Here is a 9848-nt window from a genome sequence, read left to right as displayed (position 1 = left end):
GGTGGCGTCCCCCCAAGGACGTGGTCAAGAACCTCGGCGCGTCCAATCCTACGCTGTACCACTGGGTGCCTGGCCTCATTCAGCGCACGCTAAGCGTGCTTTATTTTCCGTTTTCTGAGACGACCCCAATCTGGTGGTGGAGCGATTGATCTTGTGATGCACCTGAGGGGGACGCATTTCAGTGGTGCGGTGTCTCTGCTCCAGCGCCTTCAGGCGCAAAGAGACACATGACGTTTGTTGACGTTAAATGACGTCATTGAGCGTCAAAAAAAAAAGACTGACAGACCGAATTTGGTTCTGTCAGTCTTTTGGGTTCCCAGCTTGCCAACCGGGAACTTAGTTTTGCCGTAAGAGCGTCATTGGGCGTGAGCTGTTTCTTGCGTGCTGGTTTCATCGCTGCCAGCGCCTGAGTAGCCTTCGCCCCCCTCTGGAGCGTGTTCCTGGCCTTGCTCGCTCTTCAGAAGCTCGGCTTTTGTCTTTGGGCCGAAATCAACGCGATCCGCCACGATTTCTGCGTTGATATAGACAGTTCCATTGGATTCAGACTTTGCGTATTCGATGTGGCCCTGAACCTTGATGGCGCTGCCCTTTTTGAAATTGCGGTGCACGAATTCAGCTTGTTCACCCCAAAACACAACACGGTGGTATACGGTGTTTTGCTCATATTCACCACTACTGACGTTGCGCCAAGAGTCATTCGTCGCCATGCGAATGTTGAGGACTGATCGATCTGATTTGGTCTTGCGCAACACAGGACTTTCTGTAATGTTGCCTTCGAGCCATGCAAAGTTATTGAACGACATACTTTCTCCAGAAAAAAAGAAAACCTCAAAACAATGCGAGCATTGCTTTGAGGTCGGGGTCAAATCGGAAGTCCATCTTCCGATTCGGGCTCGTGATCTTGACGTTGGATATCAAGACTCAGAAACGCTTTTTGGTTTTTGCTGCTGATTTCTTTCCAAGCTGCAATCCGCAAAAATTCACCTTTGGCGATTTCAAGAAAGCCGGTGTAGTCAGGGGATTTGGGTCCCTTCATACGTTCATTTCGGAACAGGCGACCGTAGACGGCGTATTGCGATTGCGGATCGCGTTCTGAAACTTTCAAATTCAGATATTTGGAACCGCTCTCTTTTGAGGATTTCAAAAATCCGGCGATGTTCAGAGATACAGCATCTGCAAGCTCAATCACTCCAGACATGCATGGCTTGTTGCCAGTTGCACCTTCTTGAGTGAAAAGAGCGCCTTTCGCGTGTGTAGTCAAAGTAAGCATAGTTAACTCCTTGATTGGTGTCTCAGGTTTGAGGCGGACATGTGCAAGGTGTTATCGGTTGCGTATGATGCTGTTGCGTGGAATTGTATAATTAAAACTCTGACAGAGGATTATTTTTTAAAAATGACAGGTGACAATGCAACATCATCAGTTCTTTGGGTGATTCTTCTTGCCATGTGCTGCTTCATTGGCGCTTGCTCAATGAGCGTCGATAGTGGTGCTGCAGCGGCACTGTTCGACCGTCAAAAGCTCGGTGATGCATCGGCTCTTACGGAGCTCGAATCAGATGCTGGAAAGGGCGCTGGGCCTGCATCCTTTTTTGCTGGGCTCGCCTATCAACTTGGACCGATCTCGGATCCGGGACGCAGGAACAAGCTGAAAGCCAAGAGCTACTACGAGCAGGCCAAGCTACCTGCAGCAGCGCACAACCTGGCGCTCATACTGCTTGACGAGGGTAAGGGCGAGGCTGCAGTCAAGGTTTTGCTGGAGTACGCGGACTCATATCCCCAGAGCCTCATGCTGCTGGGAAGAATCTATTTGCACGGGCTTGAGGGCGTTCCAAAAAATTACCCGCTTGCATATCAGTACTTCGACAAGGTGGTTCGCTTCAATAAGGATCCACAGGCCGAATATGAATGTGCGGTGCTTCTCTACACGGGCAGAGGCATTGAAAAGGACACGGTGAAGGCCGTTCGCTATTGGGAGTCATCAGCGAAATTCGGAAACGTTGATTCCAAGAAAGCGCTCTACAACATTTCAACAGGGCCGGAGAGACTGGTGTGGATGGCGATCGTCATCAACGCGCAGCCAAACCTCAAAGATGCTCTTGAAAGTAAAGAGGATTTTAGACTCTATACCAATGCTGAATTGAGGATGATTCAGCAACGCGCTGCGATCTGGATTGATGCCCATCCAACACGCAACGCGGAGATGAAATACATGATGCCAGCGATGAAAATCTGATTTCAACCCATTGTGGGTTTCAGAAGCATCGCCTGCAATTGCATGATGTCACGACCACTCAAGTCGTTATACAGGAGTGCACAGAGCAGCTTGACATCGGGCGGGGTGACATCCCAGCTCGAATGCAAAGGCATCATGGTCGCGTATCGGGCATCGCCCTTCAACCTGGCAAGTGCCTTTTCCATTTCCTCTGCGACGTTCGACTGTTTGAAGTAGTCCGAGGACTCAACAAGCTCGGCCATCATCAACACGTTGATGGTCGGAACGTCCAAGAAGTTGGCAACAGCTATGAGACGTTCACGGGTGAGGGTGCCCCACCATCGCTCGAACGACATGAGGGAACCAAAGTAGCTAGGGCTGATGCCGATTCTTGTTGCGGCTTCTTTTTGTGTGATCTGAAGGTCTTTGATTCGCTTGGTCAGCGCAAGCGAAAGGGCTCCCCCGCGTGGAACAGCTTTTGGGGGATCTTCATTTAGTGGCCCGGTGGCGGTCATGTCATTCAATTCTGTATGTGGCGAAATCTAAAGGCGCGGCGATACGCTAAGAAAGTTGCCTTCTTGTTGCGTGTATCTATAATTGAACTGATCAAATCTACTCTACTAGAGGAAAAACGATGCTCTCTCAACAGCAACGCAACAACCCGGACTTCTACTGCTTTCGCTCAGGGATGCTGAACATCGCATACATAGTGGGGCATGTGTACGCTGTGGATGCCAAAGGTGGCTTCATCACACAGAGCAACAACCTCAATCACTCCTTGCGCTTCGAAATCGAAGAGGGCGATTCTATTCCTCCATGGGTAACTGGTGCGGCGGCTGTGAAGCTGGTTTGCCGGTTGATACCCAAAAAGACGAAAAAAATCTTCTACAACGAAGATCCGAAACACGATCACGACAATACTCAATCACATAGTTTACCGATCGAGCAAATCGATGCAACAACATCGCACATGCCGAATGGTGAAGCTGACGTGACAAAAAACGCTGGCAAAACTGGCGTTTCCGACGATCTAGTGATAACGCAAACTTTGCGTGTTTTGCGTTTTGAACGCCCACAGCTCTATGACGTTCGAGATGCTGGACGGCACTGGGAACAATCGCTGGCGAGAAAAAAGGTTCCAGTAGCTGAAACTGTTGGAATCAATATTGTGGAATCTACTGATACCCAGACCACATCCGACAAGGCTGCGAGTGCTATTCCTACAACAGTTCCGCCAACGTTGGGCCGATCCGACAACTCCAACGTCACCAAGGTGGCCGGGTTTGTTGTCAACTCCCAGATCGAGGTACGAAGGGCCGAAGATGGTAAGCCAGCATCCAACTGTTTGCTCATCTTTTTGAAGCAAACAGAGGCGCTTGATGACCTGATTGTCGTGCGTTGCTACAGCAAGGCCAGCGGATCACTCAAGACGCGCCTGCAGCCTGGAACACCTCTGCTGGTCGAGGGCCGCGTTTCAACCCTGCTGAAAAACACTGGTCGTGAGAATGCTGCTGGCGTCCAAATCGTGAGCGTTATCCAGTACGTCCATACCAATATGTCTGGTTTGAAACTTGCTGAATCTGACTCCATCAAATTGGATCCCGTTTGGCGGCAAGATCTTCTCAAAGCTGGAAAATCTCTTCGTGACAAATCGCGTACCGATGACAAAAAGGGTAACGACAATAAAAAAGAAACTGAAAAGAGCCACAAGACGCTTGACGAAGATGTTGTGATCTGAGATCTCCAATGAGACAGAATTTAATTAAATCAGCCATCATAGTTTTTGGAACATGGTGGCTGATTATTTTTGCCCGAGCCATATTTAGTAATCAAGCTTTTGATGCTGAACTCATTGAATCAATGATTGTCGCTGGCACGATGTCATTGCTTGGAATGATTATTGGATTTGCAGCGGTTTATTATATTCTGCGCGTTAATCGCGAATCTCAAATCGCGCTTTTACAAAGCGATAATTGCAACGGGTTGGTATGTACCATTGGAGAGGTGCCATTCATCATCAAAACGCCTAAACAATCCAGAATTGATTTGGATTTTATACGGGCTGGGAAAATATGCGATGATGTACCAGATGATTTTTTTATAAAATGGAAGGAAAAATATCAAAGCTCCCATCCGCATCATGTTGCCTTGATGCAAGAGCTCTTGAATATTTTCAATTTCGATACTGATCTGCCCGCAACTCACATGCCCGGTGGTCACGGCAACAGAAGTCTCTTGGAGCATTCACTTTTGGTTGCCTATCAGATGGACCAAATTGGACAAACTTGGGTGTACGAAGGTCTATTCACAAAGGATCAAAAGCATTGCGTTCTTCCTTTGAGTGATCACGACTACAAATACAATTCTAATGATCCACTCGCGGCGATCATAGGATTAGGCCATGACATCGGGAAAATCGAGACATTCATCCGCGATGATAAGGGGAATATCTCGGGTATTAAAAAAGAGCACGATTTGACTGGTGCTCGTATGATGGCTCGCTTGGATAATATCTGGGAAATTCCTGATGCTGATATGCGAGCGATCACCCTTGCGATCGCTCATTATCACCACCCAATGAAGTTTCCATTGAGCCCAGATCGCCGTGCTACGGACGATCGAACGATTGCGCTCATGGAGCTGCTGATTCGGGCTGACCGCGTGGTGTCGGCAATTGAGTCGAAGGCTGGCATCGCCAAGGATGCCCAGACCGTTCAAGAGCTCACAGGCGGCTACGACAGCAAGAAATTCGACGTGCTGCTGAAGGATCTGGAGGATCAGAAGATCTGGGAGATACTTGTCGATGCTCTGAACGAAGTTGGCCGCATCAACGGCACCAGCACCAAGCACAACTTGGGTTGCTACTGCCAAGTTTTGGGCTTCAAGTCCAACATGCTTTTGCTCCGCGATGACTCGCTGCGAAGCTTGATGATGCAGAAGCTTGGGATCACATACTCGGAAGAGCTGGCTGGAGGGGTGCACGAGCTCAACGCGAGAATTCGTGCCATTCTGCATAGCAAGGGCGTTCTGATCACCTCGTTCAAGGGTGTCGCCTACAACCCGGACTATGCGATCTGGAACTTCTCGTTTTTTTCGCGAAAAGCCAAAGGTGGAGCGCTGCATCAAACTGCCAAGTGGAGCGCTGTGAACATCGTCGATGTTTCCAAGATTTATGAAGTCAACAACCTCAAGCCCTACTACTGGGTCGCCAAAGTAGAGCAGGGTGTGTTCGGCGCTGCACGTTCGCTGAAGAAGAATCTGCCCGCGACTGGCGATTACGAAGGTGAATCCGCTGAAGAGCTTGAAGAGGGGCAGGATGGGACTGATTCGGCGATCGATGGCCAGGGCGCTGAACAACAACAGGCACCGGCCACAGCTCCGGCACCGGCCACAGCTCCGGCACCGGCCACAGCTCCGGCACCGGCCACAGCTCCGGCACCGGCCACAGCTCCGGCACCGGCCACAGCTCCGGCACCGGCCACAGCTCCGGCACCGGCCACAGCTCCAGAACCGGCCACAGCTCCGGCACCGGCCACAGCTCCGGCACCGGCCACAGCTCCGGCACCGGCCACAGCTCCAGAACCGGCCACAGCTCCAGAACCGGCCACAGCTCCAGAACCGGCCACAGCTCCAGAACCGGCCACAGCTCCAGAACCGGCCACAGCTCCAGAACCGGCCACAGCTCCAGAACCGGCAGCAGATCTGCAAGAGCTACCCATCGACATGTTTGAACAGCTCATGGGTACTGCGAGCAAATCGACCAAGGCACAAAAGCTGCAGCATGTCACGGCTGCACCTGTTGTTGAGAACAAACAACATGTAGATCAGACAGGTGAGACAGAGGTGCAAGAGCCGCAAGCTGCACCTACGGTGGAACGAGATCCTGGCATCGAGGAACCAGCAGAGGACGATGAAACGGAGCTACGGCGCAAGTACACAGCCAACGACATTCAGACGTTGGTTGTGGATCTCTGTCGATCGCTGATCAAGAAGGGTTATGCGTTGAAAGAGCATCCAGAACACGGCTATGTGATCTCCAGCAATACGTTGCTGGAGCACCGGCCATCTGTGCCGTGGGAAAAGCTGGATCCCATCATTCGTGATTACCACCAGAAGGGCAAACTGGCGTTGGAAGTCCACGATGACAAGAGCAAGAAATCTGCTTTCGTCCTTACCGTGGATAAGCTGATTATTTAGCCTGCTTTTTTTTCAGGTTTATCGCCTTGAAAACACTCTCGTCATAAAGACGAAGTGTTTTCATGGGTGGCACCATGTTTTTCTTTTTCCAACGCCAGACGGTTGGACGCGAGACACCAATAATGCTCGCAAGCTCGTGCCCTACAGAATCACCATCATTATCCTGTGAGCACTCCAAGCCCAAACCATGCGCCCACATCTGGACGATGGATTCCATGGTCGAATCATCGAGCCGGAATGTCGGGTCAACCTTGGAGAAGTAGGCCGATGGAGCCTGCTGCATCAAGGCTTCAGCGCGTTCCATGACCTCATGCGGCACTGTCTGAACAGTGCCGTAGATGTAGCTGGTCAGAGTGCTGGGAGAGATGTTGAGCAGCACAGCAAAGTCTGGCATGACAACCCGCAGATGCTTGCGGATGTCCTTCAGCCTGGAGCCAGCTTCAGTCACGCTTCGTGCTCGTGGCAGAGCACCACGCTTGGCACGCGGAAGACTCCGCTCCTTGTGGAAGTCGGATGCCTTCACCACCAACTCTTCCGGGGAAGAATTCGCGAAGACAGAGGATAGGTGCAAGATCGTAGGGATCTTGATCATCTCTGGATCGGGCAGTTGGGGTTTTCGCGCACCTTGCATGAGAGCAATTCTACGCTGAAACTCAGTTTCTGCCCTTACTGAATCGATCCGCTGCGCTACAGAAATGTAAGGATCAAACGCCCTCGCGTCGTCCATGGCAGAAGGCGTCAGAAGCAGGTCATCTGGCCGGTCGTCACTGAGCTCCTGCAAGCTATGCTCTTTGCGCTTTTCCAGCACATGTGTGGCGAGGTGATTGGCCGACACAGAAAGCACGCTGTAGGCGTTTTCTAGTGGCGTAACGATGCTTGCGTATTTACGTTCAAATAATAGATAGAGCTCCTGACGGATATCCATCTGATAATCAAAACTCAGGTTCTTGCTTGAACAAGCCTGATGAACGATATTTTTGATGCGCTGAGACATGCTGAATGCAATCGCGAGTCGCGATGAGTTTTTGGCAGGGTCTTTTCTGAAGTCCATAATAGACTCCAGAAAAGCATCATTATTAATCGATGAAGTATTTTCCCCTGCAAAACTCACAACTCAGACTCGTAGGTTTGATTGCTGATATTTCTCCATGACACCGATAGAGCGCGAAACAAGGCTTTCAATCTGCTTCAGTGTATCAGATGGTTTGTCATTGTTATCTGGGTGATTAATCAGCTTCACAAAAGATGTGCACAAGAGTTCATAAGCCAACTCGGGGTTTTCCCGAATCTGTGTGATTGACTCGTTGACCAGAGTCTTGGCCGCAGGATGATTGCCGATTAGCGCGCTAGCTAACACGAGGCTCGGACTGGAGGCGACTCCATTCTGGAAGTCGGGGTAAGAAACGGTTGCGGCAAGCATGATTGGACACCTATATTCAATCGAGGAAGCACCCTTCGATGGCCTTCACTCACGCATTAGGCCCCCCCTATGCGTGTTTGAGAGCTGACAGAAATTTTCACATCTAATTCACAAAATATCAATAAACAATTGCAATGATTCTCAATGTAACCGTAGATACTAATCGTATTTTATTTTATATGCTAAATAATTTGGCTGCGCCGTAAGTTGATTGTAATTATTAAAGACCTGACGAGCTTTATTTAGATCACGCGAAAGTCGTTGAATCTGATCATCCAGACTCTTCTGCTGGGCGTCCCATGCATTCTTGATTCGGATATGGGCATTGCGCTCACTGGCGATCGTTTCATGCAATGCTGAAATTGTTTGATCAAGCAGTTTTCTCGATTCAATTGCTTCGGCCTGGATCTGATCGCGCCTTGTGGCTGCACGATCTTTTTCAAGCTGGAAGTGCTTCAGATCGCGCCTCAAACTTTCGAGCTCCATAGCGTGCGTGTCGACCAACTTCCGAATTGCTTCATTGTGTGAATTCTCTTGCACCGTCGCTTGTTGTTGAAGAGCCACTTTGTCAGCTTTTAACAACCGAACATCTTCATTGATTGTGTTCAACGAATCTTCATATTCAACAATCGCGGTGGCTTGTTCCTTGACTTGCTGGAGTAAGTCCGAGTTTTCTCGCTTTTGGCGATCAACGGTCAGTTCGCGTTCCTGTAGCGCCTGCTGAAGCTGCTCAACTTGTGCGGTCAGATCCTCCGCAACTTGTTTCAAACTTAGTTTTTCTGCATCGAAAGTCTTAGTTGCATGGAGCAAAGCTGTCACCCACATTGACTTTATGAGCTCTCCTGACTCTGCGCTCAAGTTGCTTGGGATGCCTTCGACCTCCCGTCCGCCAGCCTTTCGCCTTCTCAGGCCATCCCAAAATTGCTTCAAGTCATTGTTGATATCAGAGATGGATCCTTGGCGGATGTGCTCGTAAACCTTGTTCGCACTGGGCTTCTCCCCCCACGCGTCAAACATGATCTCAGCCACACGTTGAACCATCAGTGCACGCGGCGTGAAAGCGGCCTTCATTTTGGTTACTTCGGCTGCAATCTCTGCTTCCATCGAGAAGTGTGCATCGGACATGGCAAAACCTCCGTAAAAACGTAATTACGTTAATATTACGTTATAAATGTACTGTTTGCAATGAAGAAATTTATGATTACTTGTATAGTCGTAAAAAACAGGCATCATTTGCTCAAGACCTCAAATTCAAAGTTCGAGGGTCGCTGGATCTAGGAATGTTTCACGGAAAAATGGCCCGAAAGCACGTATCTACGCGGTTTCCAGGCGATGGCCAGAATCGCGTGGAACAATTTGGTGGGCTGTTCTGACCAATCTGGAGCCTCATTGGGGCCAAGTCGAGCCGGGAGATCTGAATGGGACGTGACTACATAGGAGAACGCACTATTGCTGACCCGCGTGAACGAGCGATCGAGAAGCGGCGGCGAGCACGAGCGGCCCGTGAGCGGCGCGTGGCTGAAGCCCGAGCACTCGCCGCATTCAAGGAACGCATTCGCTGGTGCATCATGGGCTGTGGTGAGCCGCGACAGCGGCTTGAGGACGACTGGTGGCCCGGGTGCAGCGAAAAGTGCCACATCGAATGGCTCGCGAAGCTTGAGCGAAAAGAAGAGGTCAAGCAGGCGCGGCGGCTAGGCATTCCCGTGGCTGAGTTTCGGAATAGCCTGCAATCCAACAAGCAAGGAGATTCTGAGAAATGAACTACGTGGTGGTGCCAGCTCCCAATGCTGGCCTGAGTGCGCTGCTGGCCGTTCCCGGTCTGCTGGTGATTCTGTTCGGAGCAAAGCAGTTGATCGCCCTTCGACCAGTCGCATCTGCCAGCGTGGAGCCTTTAGGGGTCTCCTCGTTTTCAGTGCAATAAGTGACGGTACGAAAAGCTAGCACTGGCGCGGAGGTGGTGTTGGTAGATCGTTGATTTCATTGACTTTCCTGTTCACTTTCAAATCTGCGATTCGTGGC

The 9848-nt window shown here is 50.4% G+C and carries 11 protein-coding genes; 5 read left to right on the top strand and 6 right to left on the bottom strand.

Features of this window, described 5'->3' with window-relative positions:
- Positions 1-356 precede the first annotated feature (356 nt).
- Together ISG32_RS27240 and ISG32_RS27235 are read right to left on the bottom strand one after the other, a co-directional pair.
- Positions 357-803, bottom strand: a complete 447-nt coding sequence (locus tag ISG32_RS27240; RefSeq protein ID WP_194774125.1) for a single-stranded DNA-binding protein — start codon at positions 801-803, stop codon at positions 357-359.
- Positions 804-862: 59 nt separating this feature from the next.
- Positions 863-1270 carry a hypothetical protein gene (locus tag ISG32_RS27235; RefSeq protein ID WP_194774124.1) on the bottom strand — a complete coding sequence of 136 codons (408 nt, stop codon included), beginning with the start codon at positions 1268-1270 and terminating at the stop codon, positions 863-865.
- Between the two features lie 123 nt (positions 1271-1393).
- Between ISG32_RS27235 and ISG32_RS27730 the strand changes: the two genes are divergently transcribed.
- Positions 1394-2233, top strand: a complete 840-nt coding sequence (locus ISG32_RS27730) for a tetratricopeptide repeat protein (protein ID WP_228530160.1) — start codon at positions 1394-1396, stop codon at positions 2231-2233.
- 2 nt (positions 2234-2235) lie between these two features.
- On the opposite strand, the gene ISG32_RS27225 is transcribed toward ISG32_RS27730, so the two are convergent.
- Complete coding sequence (locus tag ISG32_RS27225; RefSeq protein ID WP_194774123.1) at positions 2236-2727, bottom strand: helix-turn-helix domain-containing protein; 492 nt, start codon at positions 2725-2727, stop codon at positions 2236-2238.
- 119 nt (positions 2728-2846) lie between these two features.
- Between ISG32_RS27225 and ISG32_RS27220 the strand changes: the two genes are divergently transcribed.
- Together ISG32_RS27220 and ISG32_RS27215 are read left to right on the top strand one after the other, a co-directional pair.
- Entirely contained in the window at positions 2847-3950 is a 1104-nt protein-coding gene (locus ISG32_RS27220; RefSeq protein ID WP_194774122.1) for a hypothetical protein, read from the top strand.
- A gap of 8 nt (positions 3951-3958) precedes the next feature.
- Positions 3959-6409: an HD domain-containing protein gene (locus ISG32_RS27215; protein WP_194774121.1), complete on the top strand. Its 2451-nt coding sequence runs from the start codon at positions 3959-3961 to the stop codon at positions 6407-6409.
- On the opposite strand, the gene ISG32_RS27210 is transcribed toward ISG32_RS27215, so the two are convergent.
- The 3 genes from ISG32_RS27210 to ISG32_RS27200 form a co-directional block, all read right to left on the bottom strand.
- Positions 6402-7460: a hypothetical protein gene (locus tag ISG32_RS27210; protein WP_194774120.1), complete on the bottom strand. Its 1059-nt coding sequence runs from the start codon at positions 7458-7460 to the stop codon at positions 6402-6404. The two genes, ISG32_RS27215 and ISG32_RS27210, sit on opposite strands and share 8 nt — an antisense overlap.
- 63 nt (positions 7461-7523) lie before the next feature.
- Entirely contained in the window at positions 7524-7829 is a 306-nt protein-coding gene (locus tag ISG32_RS27205) for a hypothetical protein (protein ID WP_194774119.1), read from the bottom strand.
- Between the two features lie 159 nt (positions 7830-7988).
- Positions 7989-8954 (bottom strand): DNA-binding protein, encoded by a 966-nt coding sequence (locus ISG32_RS27200; RefSeq protein ID WP_194774118.1) that lies wholly within the window; start codon positions 8952-8954, stop codon positions 7989-7991.
- Between the two features lie 293 nt (positions 8955-9247).
- On the opposite strand from ISG32_RS27200, the gene ISG32_RS27195 reads away from it, so the two are divergent.
- Both ISG32_RS27195 and ISG32_RS27190 read left to right on the top strand, forming a co-directional pair.
- On the top strand, positions 9248-9589 hold the full coding sequence (locus ISG32_RS27195; RefSeq protein WP_194774117.1) for a hypothetical protein: 342 nt from the start codon (positions 9248-9250) through the stop codon (positions 9587-9589).
- Positions 9586-9750 carry a hypothetical protein gene (locus ISG32_RS27190; RefSeq protein WP_194774116.1) on the top strand — a complete coding sequence of 55 codons (165 nt, stop codon included), beginning with the start codon at positions 9586-9588 and terminating at the stop codon, positions 9748-9750. Before ISG32_RS27195 ends, ISG32_RS27190 begins: the two co-directional genes overlap by 4 nt.
- Positions 9751-9848 lie beyond the last annotated feature (98 nt).

This window comes from Diaphorobacter caeni, assembly GCF_015354245.1.
Taxonomy (GTDB): Bacteria; Pseudomonadota; Gammaproteobacteria; order Burkholderiales; family Burkholderiaceae_C; genus Diaphorobacter_A; species Diaphorobacter_A caeni.
Note: the sequence above shows the minus strand (reverse complement) of the source record. Positions and strands in the feature narration are given on the sequence as shown.